Below are 14,969 nucleotides of genomic sequence, written 5' to 3' on the forward strand. Positions count from 1 at the left end.
GTGGAGCTTCTGCGCGATGAACTGCCTGCCCAGCAATTCAACACCTGGATCCGTCCGCTACAGGTCGAAGCCGAAGGCGACGAGTTGCGCGTCTATGCGCCTAACCGTTTCGTCCTCGATTGGGTCAATGAAAAGTACCTGGGTCGCTTGCTCGAGCTGTTGGGTGAGAACGGTAGCGGCATTGCACCTGCCCTTTCCTTATTAATAGGTAGCCGACGCAGCTCGGCCCCGAGGGCTGCGCCGAACGCGCCAGTCAGCGCTGCCGTTGCGGCTTCGCTGGCGCAGACCCAGGCACACAAGGCGGCCCCGGCAGCAGCGGTTGAGCCTGTTGCCGTGGCTGCGGCCGAGCCTGTGCTGGTCGAGACGTCTTCGCGTGACAGCTTTGATGCCATGGCAGAGCCCGCTTCGGCGCCGCCCAGTGGTGGCCGGGCTGAACAGCGCACCGTGCAGGTTGAAGGTGCGCTCAAGCACACCAGCTACCTGAACCGGACCTTTACCTTTGACACTTTCGTCGAAGGCAAGTCGAACCAGCTCGCCCGCGCGGCTGCCTGGCAGGTTGCGGACAACCCCAAGCATGGCTACAACCCGCTGTTCCTTTATGGCGGTGTGGGTTTGGGTAAAACCCACCTTATGCATGCTGTGGGTAACCATCTGCTGAAGAAGAATCCGAACGCCAAGGTGGTGTACCTGCATTCGGAGCGTTTCGTCGCGGACATGGTCAAAGCGTTGCAGCTCAACGCCATCAACGAATTCAAGCGCTTCTACCGCTCGGTGGATGCGTTGCTGATCGACGATATCCAGTTCTTCGCTCGCAAAGAGCGCTCGCAGGAAGAGTTTTTCCACACCTTCAACGCCTTGCTTGAGGGTGGCCAGCAGGTAATCCTTACCTCTGACCGCTATCCCAAGGAAATCGAAGGCCTGGAAGAGCGTCTGAAGTCGCGCTTTGGTTGGGGGCTGACGGTGGCTGTCGAGCCGCCAGAACTGGAGACCCGCGTAGCAATTCTGATGAAGAAGGCCGACCAGGCCAAAGTCGAGCTCCCGCATGACGCAGCCTTTTTCATCGCTCAGCGCATTCGATCCAACGTTCGTGAGCTGGAAGGTGCACTGAAGCGGGTTATCGCTCACTCGCATTTCATGGGGCGTGACATCACCATCGAGCTGATTCGTGAATCGCTCAAGGACCTGTTGGCGCTGCAAGACAAACTGGTCAGTGTGGATAACATTCAGCGTACTGTTGCTGAGTACTACAAGATCAAGATCTCCGATCTGCTGTCCAAGCGTCGTTCGCGTTCTGTCGCGCGCCCGCGTCAGGTAGCCATGGCCCTGTCCAAGGAGTTGACCAACCACAGTCTGCCGGAAATCGGCGACATGTTCGGTGGTCGCGACCATACGACCGTGCTGCATGCCTGCCGCAAAATCAATGAACTGAAGGAATCCGACGCGGACATCCGCGAGGACTACAAGAACCTGCTGCGGACGCTGACGACCTGATGGCCGTCTGCGCAGCTAATTGAAGGCAAGGGACTAGACCATGCATTTCACCATTCAACGCGAAGCCCTGTTGAAACCCCTGCAACTGGTCGCCGGTGTCGTCGAGCGCCGTCAGACCTTGCCGGTCCTGTCCAACGTATTGCTGGTCGTACAAGGCCAGCAACTGTCGTTGACCGGTACCGACCTGGAAGTCGAACTGGTAGGCCGCGTGCAACTGGATGAGCCGGCCGAGCCTGGCGAAATCACTGTTCCGGCGCGCAAGCTGATGGACATCTGTAAAAGCTTGCCTAACGACGCCCTGATCGATATCAAGGTCGATGAGCAGAAATTGTTGGTAAAGGCCGGCCGCAGCCGCTTCACCCTGTCGACCCTGCCTGCCAACGACTTCCCGACTGTGGAAGAAGGCCCGGGTTCGCTGACCTGCAACCTGGAGCAGAGCAAGCTGCGCCGCCTGATCGAGCGAACCAGCTTCGCCATGGCCCAGCAGGATGTGCGCTATTACCTCAACGGTATGCTGCTTGAGGTTTCCCGCAACACGTTGCGCGCCGTATCCACCGACGGTCACCGCTTGGCGCTTTGCTCGATGAGCGCGCCGATCGAGCAAGAGGATCGACACCAGGTCATCGTGCCGCGTAAAGGTATCCTGGAATTGGCGCGCCTGCTGACCGACCCTGAAGGTATGGTCAGCATCGTGCTGGGCCAGCATCACATCCGCGCCACTACTGGCGAGTTCACCTTTACCTCCAAGCTGGTGGACGGCAAGTTCCCGGACTACGAGCGCGTACTGCCCAAAGGCGGTGACAAGCTGGTTGTCGGAGACCGCCAGGCGCTGCGTGAGGCCTTCAGCCGTACCGCGATTCTTTCCAACGAAAAGTACCGCGGTATTCGCCTGCAACTGGCAGCTGGCCAACTGAAGATCCAGGCTAACAACCCCGAGCAGGAAGAAGCTGAAGAAGAAATCAGCGTGGACTACGAAGGTAGCTCGCTGGAGATTGGTTTCAACGTCAGCTACTTGCTGGACGTGCTGGGCGTGATGACTACTGAGCAAGTTCGTCTGATCTTGTCCGATTCCAACAGCAGTGCGCTGCTGCAGGAAGCTGGCAATGACGATTCTTCCTACGTTGTCATGCCGATGCGCCTGTAACCTGTAGCAGGCGAAATGTCCCTTCGACGTATCATGGTCACCGCGGTGCGCAACTTGCACCCGGTGACACTCTTACCCTCCCCCCGCATCAACATCCTTTACGGCGCCAACGGCAGCGGCAAGACCAGCGTGCTAGAAGCCGTGCATTTGCTCGGGCTGGCCCGTTCTTTTCGCAGCACCCGCCTTAATCCGGTTATTCAGTACGAACAGGCTGCCTGTACTGTGTTCGGCGAGGTTCAGCTGACGGAGGGTGGTACGAGCAACCTGGGGGTGTCCCGTGAGCGCCAAGGGGAGTTTACTATCCGCATCGATGGGCAGAATGCGCGCAGTGCTGCGCAATTGGCTGAGTTACTGCCGCTTCAGCTGATCAACCCAGACAGTTTCCGGCTGCTTGAAGGTGCCCCCAAAATACGCCGCCAGTTTCTGGACTGGGGTGTGTTCCACGTGGAACCTCGTTTTCTGCCAGCCTGGCAACGCCTTCAGAAGGCGCTGCGGCAGCGGAACTCATGGTTGCGTCATGGTACACTTGACCCAGCTTCGCAAGCCGCCTGGGACCGGGAACTGTGCCTGGCTAGCGCGGAAATAGATGAATACCGTCGCAACTACATCAAGGCCTTGAAGCCCGTCTTCGAGCGAACCCTGAGCGAACTGGTCGAGCTGGACGGGTTGACCCTGAGCTACTACCGAGGCTGGGACAAGGACCGGGAACTGCAAGAAGTACTCGCCTCCTCTCTCCTTCGCGATCAGCAGATGGGCCATACCCAAGCCGGTCCGCAGCGTGCTGATCTGCGTTTGCGGTTGGCTGGCAACAACGCAGCCGACATCCTGTCGCGTGGTCAGCAAAAGTTGGTGGTATGCGCATTGCGCATTGCCCAAGGCCACCTCGTTAGTCAGGCTCGCCGCGGTCACTGTATTTATCTCGTGGATGACTTGCCGTCCGAACTGGATGACCAGCATCGCCGCGCACTGTGCCGCTTGCTTGAAGAATTACGCTGCCAGGTGTTCATCACCTGTGTAGATCACGAATTACTGAGGGAAGGCTGGCAGACGGAAACGCCAGTTGCTTTGTTCCACGTGGAACAAGGCCGTATCACCCAGACCCACGACCATCGGGAGTGAAGGCATGAGCGAAAATCAAACGTACGACTCCTCCAGCATCAAGGTGCTGAAAGGTTTGGATGCCGTACGCAAGCGTCCCGGCATGTACATTGGCGACACCGATGATGGTAGTGGCCTGCACCACATGGTCTTCGAGGTGGTCGACAACTCGATCGACGAAGCCCTCGCCGGTCACTGCGATGACATCACTGTCATCATCCACCCGGACGAATCTATCAGTGTGCGCGACAACGGTCGCGGCATTCCGGTCGATGTGCACAAGGAAGAAGGCGTTTCCGCAGCCGAGGTCATCATGACTGTGCTGCACGCCGGCGGTAAGTTCGACGACAACTCCTACAAAGTATCCGGCGGTCTGCACGGTGTAGGTGTGTCGGTTGTGAACGCCCTGTCCGAGAAGCTGGTTCTGACCGTTCGCCGTAGCGGCAAGATCTGGGAACAGACTTATGTTCACGGTGTTCCACAAGCGCCTATGGCGGTTGTCGGTGACAGTGAAACCACGGGTACCCACATCCACTTCAAGCCATCGGCTGAAACCTTCAAGAACATTCACTTCAGCTGGGACATCCTGGCCAAGCGCATCCGCGAACTGTCGTTCCTCAACTCGGGCGTTGGCATTCTGCTGAAGGATGAGCGCAGCGGTAAGGAAGAGTTCTTCAAGTACGAAGGCGGCCTGCGTGCGTTCGTCGAGTACTTGAACACCAACAAGACGCCGGTCAACTCCCAGGTGTTCCACTTCAACGTTCAGCGTGAGGATGGCGTGGGTGTTGAAGTCGCCCTGCAATGGAACGACAGCTTCAACGAAAACCTGCTGTGCTTCACCAACAACATTCCGCAACGTGATGGCGGTACCCACCTGGTGGGTTTCCGTTCCTCGCTGACCCGTAGCCTTAACAACTACATCGAGCAGGAAGGCCTGGCCAAGAAGAACAAGGTGGCAACCACTGGCGACGACGCCCGTGAAGGCCTTACTGCGATCATCTCGGTTAAGGTACCGGACCCGAAGTTCAGCTCGCAGACCAAAGACAAGCTGGTCTCCTCGGAGGTGAAAACTGCCGTGGAACAGGAGATGAACAAGTTCTTCGCCGATTTCCTGTTGGAAAACCCGAACGAGGCCAAGGCCGTCGTTGGCAAGATGATCGACGCTGCTCGCGCCCGTGAAGCCGCCCGTAAAGCCCGTGAGATGACCCGCCGTAAAGGTGCGCTGGATATCGCTGGCCTGCCGGGCAAACTGGCGGACTGCCAAGAGAAGGATCCTGCTCTCTCCGAACTGTACCTGGTGGAGGGTGACTCTGCGGGTGGCTCGGCCAAGCAAGGCCGCAACCGTCGTACCCAGGCGATCTTGCCGCTGAAGGGTAAAATCCTCAACGTCGAGAAAGCGCGCTTCGACAAGATGATTTCTTCCCAGGAAGTGGGCACGCTGATCACCGCGCTGGGCTGTGGTATCGGCCGCGAAGAGTACAACATCGATAAACTGCGTTATCACAACATCATCATCATGACCGATGCTGACGTTGACGGTTCGCACATCCGTACACTGCTGCTGACCTTCTTCTTCCGTCAGCTGCCGGAGCTGGTCGAGCGTGGTTACATCTATATTGCCCAGCCACCGCTGTACAAGGTGAAGAGAGGCAAGCAGGAGCAGTACATCAAGGACGATGAGGCCATGGAAGAGTACATGACCCAGTCGGCTCTGGAGGATGCCAGCCTGCACCTGGACGAATCGGCGCCAGCAGTTTCCGGTGTGCAGTTGGAAGCGCTGGTGAATGAGTTCCGTAGTGTCATGAAGACCCTCAAGCGCCTGTCGCGCTTGTACCCGGAAGAGCTGACTGAGCACTTCGTCTACCTGCCTGAGGTGACTCTGGAGCAGTTGGGTGACCACGCTGTGATGCAAGCCTGGCTGGCCCAGTTCCAGGCGCGTCTGAACTCCAATCAGAAGTCTGGCTTGGCTTACAACGCCAGCCTGCGTGAAGACAAAGAGCGCAACGTATGGCTGCCTGAAGTGGAAATCACCTCTCATGGCCTGGCCAGCTACATCACGTTCAACCGTGACTTCTTCGGCAGCAATGACTACCGTACCGTAGTCAACATTGGTGCCAAGCTGTCGAGCCTGTTGGGTGAAGGTGCGTATGTGCAGCGCGGTGAACGGCGCAAGGCGATCGTCGAGTTCAAAGAGGGCCTGGATTGGCTGATGAATGAGACCACCAAGCGCCATACGATTCAGCGATACAAAGGGCTGGGTGAGATGAACCCGGACCAGCTGTGGGAAACCACCATGGACCCGACCGTTCGCCGTATGCTCAAGGTCACTATCGAGGATGCCATCGCAGCAGACCAGATCTTCAACACGCTGATGGGTGATGCGGTCGAGCCGCGTCGTGACTTCATCGAAAGTAACGCGCTGTCGGTGTCGAACCTGGACTTCTGATCCGGTTGTAGGTTCACAGAAAAGCTGCACGCTTTCACAAATAGATGACCGGCCGGGCCCAAATCTTGGTCTCCGCCGGTCAACATCAAGCCCGCATTAGCGGGCTTTTTTTGCTTCCAATTCCTGCGGGCACCCTGCCCCCAACGGCTGGTCTGAGGCTGGCCGTCTGCGTACGGATGTGGAAAGGAGAATCAGGCCGAAGGGCTCGGCGGATGAATCTGGAAGGAAGTAGCGAATCCAGAAAGGTTTTAATAATGCACCGGAATACAAGCAGATTAATTAAATCTGCTTGTATTAATTTAATACAGATAACAGGCGACTGTAAGAAACACCAAATTGGCTAGTTGGATTAACTGTAGATTTCAATGGAGTGTTGGAATAAGATCTAGGACCGCATTTTCTAGCTTCCAGATTGGATGTTTATGCCAATCAGACAGTTGAAGCAAAAACCTAAGATCAAATTGAAACTGCTGGTGCGGTGACAAGCGTCTTGCTTAGAAAGAAAGAGATCAAGGCGATCTCTGGAAATTCTGATTAGTCATCAAATCCAGACCACTCCAGCAGAAAATGGAGGCCCAAATGTAGAAAAACGCGACCAAAACTGAGAGGTTCTGACCGCGCTTAGCGAAGCGGACTTGCGACGTGAGAAACCGCAATGTCTGCTTTTTCGAAGCCCCTGTCAATCCTCTCCCATCTTTTCGACCTTAGCGAGGCCACTCGACGGCACAGTGTTGCCTGTCGAAAGGCCTCCCTTAGCCTGCCCTGCGCCTCAGTTTTTTGGTGCAGCGGCGGCGCTCGTTTCGAGATTTTTGGAGGTGCTTCATGACGGTGAGAAAGGTAGTCACACGTCGGTCTAACCATTTCCGCGGGTATTTTCCATCGCTGAAAAATCAAAAGCCTGTGCCCTGGGAATCCCAGCTGGAGGGAGCTTTCTTTCGGCTTCTTGAGCTGTCGCCTGCCGTCATCAGTTACGTCGTTCAGCCCAGTGAGGAGCGTGTTCCCTCAGCTCAGGGGTATTTCAAATACTACCCCGACCTACGAGTTTTCCTCTCAGATGGGCGGGACTGGTGGTTTGAGGTGAAGCCGGAAGAACGCCTAAACATAGCTAGAGTCAGAGATCGGCTGGAAACAGCTGAACGCCATTTCATATCTACCGGCCGTAACTTTTCGGTAGTCACTGACAAGCTGATTGAAGAAGAGCCCCTTGCTAGCAACCTTCGTCGATTGATGTCTCATCGGCGTGGTCCAGTGCTTTCGGGTAAGAAGCTTGAGGAGGTGCTGACGGTCCTCAATGACCAGGTCCCCAAGACTGTTTCCGATCTTTTGTTAGCTGTGGGTGAGAGGCCGGGCTGGCGTCTGCTTGGGTTGGGCATTGTGGGTATCGAACTCAATAAGCCCCTCGACACTGACTCCCCGATTTTCCTTCAGGGAGGGCACCGTCATGCAGACCTTTTCCCTTAAGGTGAAATTGGTCGTCATTGTGCGTGGCGTCCTGATGGTCCTTGAGAAGAGGCTCATCGACCGGAGGTTGCTCTTTTTCGATGAGCTCGGCGAACCCACGAAGCTGTCCGAGAAAGAGTTTTATCAGGGCTATGAGAGGCGTGAGATTGAGGTCGCTGCTGATCAGCCTTACCTCGGGAGGGTTCCGTATGTCCGGAACATCCCTCCAGACATTTCATGCTTCCCGGAAAAGCACAGGGGTGAGGCCTTGCGTCGACGCGAGTATCTGAACGCGTTAACTGAGCGCGGTAAAAACAAGCTGCCGAGTGAAGAAGACATGATTGTAGATATTAAGAGAATCGCCAAGAAAATTGGGGATGCCTGTGCACCTTCCATATCAACGATCCGACGTTGGGCTTCCAAATACATAGGAGACAATGTCACAAAGCTTATCCCTCAGCATGCCAAAAAAGGGCGGACTCCTGCGATCCAGGGAGAGCTCAAGGAGATACTCGATGGTGTGATCAACGACAGCTACCTCAAGGACGTGCTGCCTGGCGTTAGTAAGGTCGCGGCTCTGTTCAAAACCAAAGTAGAGGAGGAAAACTTATCCCGATTGCCCTCCAATCAGCTCAGAATTCCATCTGCGATGACTGTCCGTAGGTATATCGCAGCTCTGGATCCGTACTTAGTTGATGAAGCTAGGCTAGGGAAACACGCCGCTAAGCAAAAACACCGCACGGCCATAGGTATGCTGCGCGTTCATGAGATCTTGGAGCGGTGGGAGATTGATCACACTCAACTAGACGTACAGCTGGTGGATGAAACCACGGGACTCTGTATCGGACGCCCCTACCTGACGATTGTCATGGATCGATTCTCCCGGATGGTGATGGGCTATCTGCTTCACCTCTCGGCGCCGAACACAGAGACCGTTCTTCGGGTCATTGAGCGCGCTATTCGTCCCAAAGCCGAGCTGCTCACGCGCTTTCCTAAGGTGCGGAATGAATGGTGGGCCCGAGGCTTACCGACACGGATCGTTCCGGACAACGCAGCTGAATTTCACGCTGGTGATCTCATCATGGGGTTCAACGAACTGGGTATTGAGATTATGTATCCCGCTTCCAGGGCTCCTCAGAAGAAAGGTGCGGTAGAACGTTTTTTCAGTACCCAGAACCTGGGGCTGATTCATAACCTACCTGGAACCACCTTCTCGAATATTCAACAACGTGGTGACTACGACTCCGAGAAGAATGCTTGCTTCACTCTGCCCCAACTGGAAGCGGTGCTGGTGAAATGGATCGTGGATGGTTATCACCAAACGCCGCACCGGGGACTAGCGATGCGGACTCCTGCCAAGGTCTGGGCGACCAGCGAGGCGAATCACGTCATCTCTCTCCCCGTCGACCTAGATTCGTTGGAATGCATCTTGGCCAAGCGCAGCTCGGTGAAGGTTCACCATTACGGAGTCGAGGTTGGAAAGTTGTTCTATCACTCCACGGAGCTCGCGGAACTGCGCATGCGTCTGGCAGAGGGTGAGAAGGTTAACGTTCGTTATCGCGACGAGGCCGGACACGTTTGGGTGCACGATCGCTTCAGAAACTTGTTCTTTCAAGTACCAGCGAAAGACGAGCGCATGGTTGGCAAGAGCCGGGAGCTGTGGAGGGCTGCAGAAAATGCGCTGCGGGAAAAAAACGGTGAGCAACCCAGCTTCGAAGCAACTCACCGGTGTTATCAGGAAATCATGGAAGATGTCGAAGAGGCTCGCCTTTCGCAGAAGCTCAGGCAGAGACGCGAAGCTGCACGAGCCAAAATTGATAAAGAAGGCCGCAAGAGCGAGATCGCGCCTCCCCCTAAAGTACTCGGCGAAATGGAATGGACCGACGATTCCATTGATCACATACCACCCGCTGCTGCTTTCAAAGTTTCGGTCCGTTCGCCTGCAGGGAGTAACAAACCATGAATGTCTCTGAGTCGCCAAAGCTCACCTTCTCGCTACGACACAGGTTTATCCACAGCTCCCAGGCGGTACGAGCGTTGACCCGTCTCAGCGAGGTGCACGCCGATAGTCGGCGCGCCGGGACGAGTAACGGTTTACTGATCCAGGGCCCTAGTGGCGTAGGCAAAAGCACTCTGATCATGGAATACATTCGGTCATTAGAGGATGCCGGCAGCATTGATTCAGAAAAGCGGACTGTTTTGTTTGTAGAGATACCTTCGTCGCCCACCAAGAAGAGTCTCGCGGCAGCGATGCTTACAGCGCTTAAGGATCCATTCGCAACAGCGCGGGGACATTCTGGCGAGGTGAAATTTGCCCGTGTGGTCCTGCTCTTGAAGAATCTCGGTGTGGAGGTGGTAGCGCTCGATGAGGTACAGCACCTGGTCGACTATCACCGACATGGTGCTTATGAGACAGCAGACTGGATCAAGAGCTTGATGAACGATACGAGCATCACGTTCGTTTTGCTTGGTCTGAAGCGTACTGAGCGTTTACTTAAAGCGAACGAGCAACTGCGCCGCAGGTTTTCGGCCACGGTGGATTATGACCGCTTCACCTTGACCGGCAAATCCTCAGTCCAGTTCGTGATGCTTCTTGGGGCGATTCAGGGCGAACTGCCTGTTCCTGCGGTGAGTTTCACTGAGCCAACAATGATCAAACGCTTTCACCTAGCCTCCTATGGCTTGATTGATTACCTCATCAAGATCGTGGATCGAGCCGTCTGGCTGGCCGTAAGTCGTGGCTTAGCAGGAATTGAGCTACCCGTACTCGCAGAGGCGTTCGAGGATGAGGTATGGAGCAGAGCCACAGAGGAACGTAACCCCTTCAGTGGGAGTTTCAATTTCCAGCCACTGATTGGGATGAACGAGCCGTTCGCGAAAGTTGAAGAGGACTAGTGCTCATGATGAGGGCTGGGTGTAGCCCGGCCCTACTCCTCTGATCTTTATGTCTTCGATTTCATGGATGTGTAGGAATGTTTGGTCTTCTAATTAACCCTCGACCTCATCACGACGAAAGCCTCTCAGGCTACTTGCAACGGCTCGCCCTGGCTAACGGGCTCACCAGTAACGACGCGCTCAGGGCTTTCAAGCAGGCGGATGACTGTGACGTTAAGGAGTGGATCCGCCATTGTGGTACACCGCGGAGTTGGCATGAGGCGGCAGTGGAGCTTCGCTCACCCATAACCAGGCCTTTTAAGATTTGGTCAGTGCGCAGTGTCAGGTTCTGCGCGCAGTGCCTGGCTGAGGGAGGCTACTGGAAGGAAACTTGGGAAATCACTTTGGTCACCTCGTGTACTTCCCACCGAACGGAACTCTTAAACTGCTGCCCACATTGCAGTTTGAAAACCTGTCATAACTCGATGCTCGATAACAGATGCAAAGCATGCGGGTTTTCGCTTGCTAGCCCCGGCGCTGAGGAATACACACGGTTAGCTAGCGAACCGTGCCAGTGGCTGTCCTCGGCGCTGGAGAATGCGTTCTACTCACCGCCCTTGCCGAATGCTGGCGGACTTTCAGGACTACCCTTCAACGATCTGCATGAGCTTGCGGCGCGTTTAGCTGTTCGGCGCACGCGAGCTCAAACCTTGATGCAACTGAAGGTTCCAGAAATTTCCTCGGTAGGCGTCTCAAGGACGTTGGCAGATGCAGCAGCCAGGATTCTCATGGACTGGCCCAGCGCATTCAGGCAGTTGCTCGGCGACCTCAAGCATGCTCACTCCAGTTCCGGAGAGTGGAAAGTGACAAGCGCTTTTGGTCCCATCTATCGAGATATCCATCATAGTTTGAGTTCCCCTTGCTTCAGCTTCGTCCGCGACGAATTTGAGTCTTATCTGCTGGAAGAATGGGCGGCACCGTTGTCGAATCGAAATCGATACCTCAGCCACCAGACGGTCGAAAACCATCTATGGGTACCCCTTCAAACCGGGGCTAAAGCGATGGGGCTATCGAGAGCCGCACTGGTGACTCTTTGCCAGCGCGGGCTCGTTGATCACCGAGAGGAAAAGAGAGGTTCGCGGTTACTGAGGGTGGTCCACCTTGGGCAGCTTCAAGAGGTGTCTTATCACAGACATGCGGCGGTCACGTTGAGTGGGGCTTCTAAGATCCTCGGTCTCAGCATGACGCGCGTCCGCCAACTCCTTTCGGGCGGCCTTCTCGAATTCTTTGGCGAGCACCAGGTGGGTCGCAGCCCATGGTTGGTGTCTAGAGATTCGCTTGATGAGTTGATGCCGGGTGATGTCGACCTGGTAACTGAATCGGGGTTGCTAACGATCAATTTCACTGCCAAACATTATCTGCCCGCAGGCGGAGGTCTCGTCGAATTGCTCCAGGCAATCAAATCCGGCGCCCTACAGGCTTATCGTAGCAATAAAGATGAGTCAGCGGCCTTGGGTCAGTTGTTAGTGAGGTCAACTGATCTCGCACTGTGGATGCAGGAGCGTTTCCGAGAAAGCGATTTTGAATTCTCCGGATTATCGGTTTCCCAAGCAGCAGCGATACTGGGGGTCAAGGAGGAGGTCGCCTACGCGTGTGTCCGCTTGGGGCTGCTTAAAAGTAATCCTGCGAAAATTGGCCGTTGCACTCAGCACCGAGTTACTCCGAAGGCGATTGAAACGTTCAGGCAGAGGTACATCCTTGGCCCCGAGATTGCTGCTTACTTGGGGATGTCCCCGAGAGACTCACTCAGGCATCTATGGGACATCCGTTTCAGGCCCGTTGCCGGCCCGACAATGGTGAATGCTTCCTGCCGACAATACGTATGGTCGCGAAGCAAGAAATTGGCCGACTACCTTGTGTGGAGGACCGCTCACGGTAGTGACGCAGATGCTACACAGGCGTCCGTCCAGGCCTAATAGCTCGGGCTCTGGAAAGGATGTCGATGGATCTATGTGGATAATCCTCAAGTCCCAGTCTGGGACTTGAGCATATTTTCGCAGGGTGGTGGTGGCACGGCCTCGAGAGCTATTTAATGGGTGTCCACTTCTGAAATGGACCTCCAAATGCACAAAGCCTTCGTCACAATTTCAAAGAGCACCCTCGCACGTATTCTCAGCGGTGTCGTGCTTCTGTGGATAAACCAAGCGCTACCGAATGCTGCTGATCATGCCGTGCCCTCTGCGGTGGCGCCTGCCGCTGAGATAAGCACAGACCTGGAGCTCTCTGTGAAGCTCTCCATAAAAATGCATTGACGCTCGAACGATCAGCCGCTGAATTCGATGCGCAAAAAAAAGCCCGGTAAGCTGACGCTTACCGGGCTTCTTGTTACATCAGTGAGGCTTGGAAGGTACGTCATCATCCCCAAGGTCGAGCGTACCTTGCTCACCGGCCCCTTCAGGCGGCTTAGCCTTCCGAACTTCATCTACCTCAAAGCAGAACGCGGTTTTACCAACCTCGTGTGCAAAGAGGCGTTTGCCGTTGCGGAGGGTAATGAAGGGTCTGCAAATCATGGTCATACGGGATCTCCTAATGAGAGAACCCGGAGATACCTGCGGCATCTGCAAATGCCGCTAGTCAAGCAGGTGTTGTAAAGAGATAAAGATGTACGTAGAATCTCTTTCCGAGTGTGGAAACCTGACCTCCGGGTTTGTTTTCTAATTGTGCTTTGGAGTTCTGCAAAAACATCCAGTGCACGGTTCAAAGAGCCTGCCAATGCTGCAAACATTGGTGGGCTTTTTTGTCGACAGAAATAACTATCGGCAATTATAAGTATCTCGTCATATCATTCTGGTGTCAACCCCTCCCCCTATTTTTTCCTTTGATTTTCAGTCTCTTGGCCGAAAAAATCAGGAGATGTGGCTCAATCGTCAAGAATTGGCTGTTCCGGGTCGCTTCTCAGGCTCACATAGTCAGCCTGCCAGCGTGTCAGATTGAGCGATTGACTGTATGTCAGCGCTTCATCTGAAATCACATCGATTTCAATGAGCTCAATCCACTTCCAACTCTTGTCTTCCCCGGTTCTGCACCGGTTCTGGAAAAGCTCCTCGATAGCTTTTACTGCAGCTTGAGCTGCCTCTTCAGCAATCTCAGGGTCTTCGTCAGTCTTGTAGAGAACCAGGATCGAGAGCTCGTAGAGATCATCTGATCCGTCTCTGGTCCTCTCCATACCTTGATCAACGTCGAAGAATACGGCCGGGATGTGGTTGCCGGAGTCTTTGAAAAGTTTGGCGAGGCGCTCAGCTACCTTGGTGTCTCTCAGGCGGCGATCAAATTCATCTGGAAATGAAGAGCGGCGATACCTTGCAGCCAGCCAGCGCTGGAAGATGCTTCGTTCCTGTCCGTTCATCAGAAAGGTACGAGCCGGCTCATAGGAGACAAAGGCTTTGGACGGCTCCTGGTGCTCCTTGGAGACTCGAACCCGTTTGCTCGCATCGAACTCACAGAGGAGGTGCTGATCTGTTCCAGTCAGCTCTAGGTGTAGCCGCCTGGCGGTTTTACAGTGTGTGTAATTGCCATCAAGCTTCTCAGCCAGGATTCTGCCTAAGATCAGTTCCACTTCCGGCTCGCCTGCAGCTTCCTGTGCAAGGTCACAGTCGTGTGTAGCAACAACGGCGATGACTTTTTCCTGGCCATCGCCGTCGATGATGATGCCGAGCTGGGCGAGTGTTTGGCTATCGACAATGTATCCTTGTCGCCACGGGGTAGATCGACTCCAGCTCACCATCAACTGCTACCTCATGCTCTGTCTTTCAAATGCGGCGAGCCGACCGACGCGAGGTCTACGGCGGCCCGATTTCGGTTCTTCAGTCTCGAATCCATGGCTGCGCGCTGTGCGCCTTCCTTTTCAGCCATGGCGATGAGTTTTCCAGCAGCCTCTACACCTGACATGCCGCCGGCAACGGCTTCAAATAGAGATCTACCGCCAGGGAGCTTCCGCTTGGCGCTCACTTGTCCTGCGAGCGGATGGGCCACGATACGATCGGCGGCCGCGGCCAGTTCGTAGAGCAGAGCTTCGTTGCCCTCTGAGATGTGCTCACCGGCTTGCCAGTTGTAGATAGCCTGCCTCGAAACTCCGAAGATCGATGCCAATTCAGTCACCGCTGGTTTCAAAGTGGTGCGCACATAAGACAACGCTTCTGCAGCTGTCCTCGGAGCAACTGCGGATTCAAGCTTGGCGTTGCCTTGAATTGATGTTCTGAATTCCCTGCTTTCACGGCTCTCACGAGGCTGAGGTTGCGGTGCCAAGGTGCCAATGCACAACGCGAAGGCCACGGTCAGTCCATAGCCCCAAGCTAACGCAGTGCTTCCTGTTGAACTCTTGGCTTTCTCGCGTTCAGCTTCGAGATGCCGACTCGCCACATTGAAGGATCGCTCTGCCAGCCCCGGGCTTGGGGATGGTGCATACATCGTGTTCAT

At 55.2% G+C, this 14,969-nt stretch carries 11 protein-coding genes and 2 pseudogenes; 10 read left to right on the forward strand and 3 right to left on the reverse strand.

Annotation, left to right across the window (positions count from 1 at the left end; genetic code table 11):
- Nucleotides 1-35: 35 nt before the first annotated feature.
- The 10 genes and pseudogenes from dnaA to ACE4QZ_RS00050 form a co-directional block, all read left to right on the forward strand.
- A pseudogene (gene dnaA, locus ACE4QZ_RS00005) lies at nt 36-1,488 on the forward strand (chromosomal replication initiator protein DnaA); the annotation flags it as partial.
- Between the two features lie 43 nt (nt 1,489-1,531).
- Nucleotides 1,532-2,635, forward strand: a complete 1,104-nt coding sequence (dnaN, locus tag ACE4QZ_RS00010; RefSeq protein ID WP_021785316.1) for a DNA polymerase III subunit beta — start codon at nt 1,532-1,534, stop codon at nt 2,633-2,635.
- 15 nt (nt 2,636-2,650) lie between these two features.
- The gene (gene recF, locus ACE4QZ_RS00015; RefSeq protein WP_003253154.1) at nt 2,651-3,754 is read left to right on the forward strand and encodes a DNA replication/repair protein RecF; all 1,104 of its coding nucleotides are present in this window, start codon (nt 2,651-2,653) and stop codon (nt 3,752-3,754) included.
- Between the two features lie 4 nt (nt 3,755-3,758).
- On the forward strand, nt 3,759-6,179 hold the full coding sequence (gene gyrB, locus ACE4QZ_RS00020) for a DNA topoisomerase (ATP-hydrolyzing) subunit B (RefSeq protein ID WP_021785317.1): 2,421 nt from the start codon (nt 3,759-3,761) through the stop codon (nt 6,177-6,179).
- Between the two features lie 822 nt (nt 6,180-7,001).
- A complete protein-coding gene (locus ACE4QZ_RS00025) occupies nt 7,002-7,640 on the forward strand; it encodes a TnsA endonuclease N-terminal domain-containing protein (protein WP_186595131.1) in 639 nt (212 codons plus the stop codon).
- Complete coding sequence (locus tag ACE4QZ_RS00030; protein ID WP_410480271.1) at nt 7,621-9,582, forward strand: Mu transposase C-terminal domain-containing protein; 1,962 nt, start codon at nt 7,621-7,623, stop codon at nt 9,580-9,582. Before ACE4QZ_RS00025 ends, ACE4QZ_RS00030 begins: the two co-directional genes overlap by 20 nt.
- Nucleotides 9,579-10,514, forward strand: a complete 936-nt coding sequence (locus ACE4QZ_RS00035) for a TniB family NTP-binding protein (RefSeq protein ID WP_410480272.1) — start codon at nt 9,579-9,581, stop codon at nt 10,512-10,514. Before ACE4QZ_RS00030 ends, ACE4QZ_RS00035 begins: the two co-directional genes overlap by 4 nt.
- Nucleotides 10,515-10,591: 77 nt before the next feature.
- Nucleotides 10,592-10,873: pseudogene (locus ACE4QZ_RS00040) on the forward strand (TniQ family protein); the annotation flags it as partial.
- Nucleotides 10,874-10,978: 105 nt separating this feature from the next.
- Nucleotides 10,979-12,469, forward strand: a complete 1,491-nt coding sequence (locus tag ACE4QZ_RS00045) for a helix-turn-helix domain-containing protein (protein ID WP_410480472.1) — start codon at nt 10,979-10,981, stop codon at nt 12,467-12,469.
- A 147-nt stretch (nt 12,470-12,616) separates the two neighbouring features.
- Nucleotides 12,617-12,805 carry a hypothetical protein gene (locus ACE4QZ_RS00050; RefSeq protein WP_186595154.1) on the forward strand — a complete coding sequence of 63 codons (189 nt, stop codon included), beginning with the start codon at nt 12,617-12,619 and terminating at the stop codon, nt 12,803-12,805.
- A 78-nt stretch (nt 12,806-12,883) separates the two neighbouring features.
- On the opposite strand, the gene ACE4QZ_RS00055 is transcribed toward ACE4QZ_RS00050, so the two are convergent.
- The 3 genes from ACE4QZ_RS00055 to ACE4QZ_RS00065 form a co-directional block, all read right to left on the reverse strand.
- Nucleotides 12,884-13,069 (reverse strand): hypothetical protein, encoded by a 186-nt coding sequence (locus ACE4QZ_RS00055; RefSeq protein WP_186595156.1) that lies wholly within the window; start codon nt 13,067-13,069, stop codon nt 12,884-12,886.
- Nucleotides 13,070-13,413: 344 nt separating this feature from the next.
- Nucleotides 13,414-14,277, reverse strand: coding sequence for a hypothetical protein (locus ACE4QZ_RS00060; protein WP_410480273.1), 864 nt, complete (start codon nt 14,275-14,277; stop codon nt 13,414-13,416).
- Nucleotides 14,278-14,288: 11 nt separating this feature from the next.
- Nucleotides 14,289-14,969 carry a Cro/Cl family transcriptional regulator gene (locus ACE4QZ_RS00065; RefSeq protein ID WP_186595160.1) on the reverse strand — a complete coding sequence of 227 codons (681 nt, stop codon included), beginning with the start codon at nt 14,967-14,969 and terminating at the stop codon, nt 14,289-14,291.

Source organism: Pseudomonas sp. DCA-1 (genome assembly GCF_046523955.1).
Lineage (GTDB): Bacteria > Pseudomonadota > Gammaproteobacteria > Pseudomonadales > Pseudomonadaceae > Aquipseudomonas > Aquipseudomonas putida_Y.

Excerpts from the sequence above, each read along its gene's own strand:
- ACE4QZ_RS00045 (WP_410480472.1), top strand. The coding sequence starts at position 10,979 with ATGCTCGATAACAGATGCAAAGCATGCGGGTTTTCGCTTGCTAGCCCC.
- ACE4QZ_RS00050 (WP_186595154.1), top strand. The coding sequence starts at position 12,617 with ATGCACAAAGCCTTCGTCACAATTTCAAAGAGCACCCTCGCACGTATT.
- ACE4QZ_RS00025 (WP_186595131.1), top strand. The coding sequence starts at position 7,002 with ATGACGGTGAGAAAGGTAGTCACACGTCGGTCTAACCATTTCCGCGGG.
- ACE4QZ_RS00065 (WP_186595160.1), bottom strand. The coding sequence starts at position 14,969 with ATGAACACGATGTATGCACCATCCCCAAGCCCGGGGCTGGCAGAGCGA.
- dnaN (WP_021785316.1), top strand. The coding sequence starts at position 1,532 with ATGCATTTCACCATTCAACGCGAAGCCCTGTTGAAACCCCTGCAACTG.
- gyrB (WP_021785317.1), top strand. The coding sequence starts at position 3,759 with ATGAGCGAAAATCAAACGTACGACTCCTCCAGCATCAAGGTGCTGAAA.
- ACE4QZ_RS00030 (WP_410480271.1), top strand. The coding sequence starts at position 7,621 with ATGCAGACCTTTTCCCTTAAGGTGAAATTGGTCGTCATTGTGCGTGGC.
- recF (WP_003253154.1), top strand. The coding sequence starts at position 2,651 with ATGTCCCTTCGACGTATCATGGTCACCGCGGTGCGCAACTTGCACCCG.
- ACE4QZ_RS00035 (WP_410480272.1), top strand. The coding sequence starts at position 9,579 with ATGAATGTCTCTGAGTCGCCAAAGCTCACCTTCTCGCTACGACACAGG.
- ACE4QZ_RS00055 (WP_186595156.1), bottom strand. The coding sequence starts at position 13,069 with ATGACCATGATTTGCAGACCCTTCATTACCCTCCGCAACGGCAAACGC.
- ACE4QZ_RS00060 (WP_410480273.1), bottom strand. The coding sequence starts at position 14,277 with ATGGTGAGCTGGAGTCGATCTACCCCGTGGCGACAAGGATACATTGTC.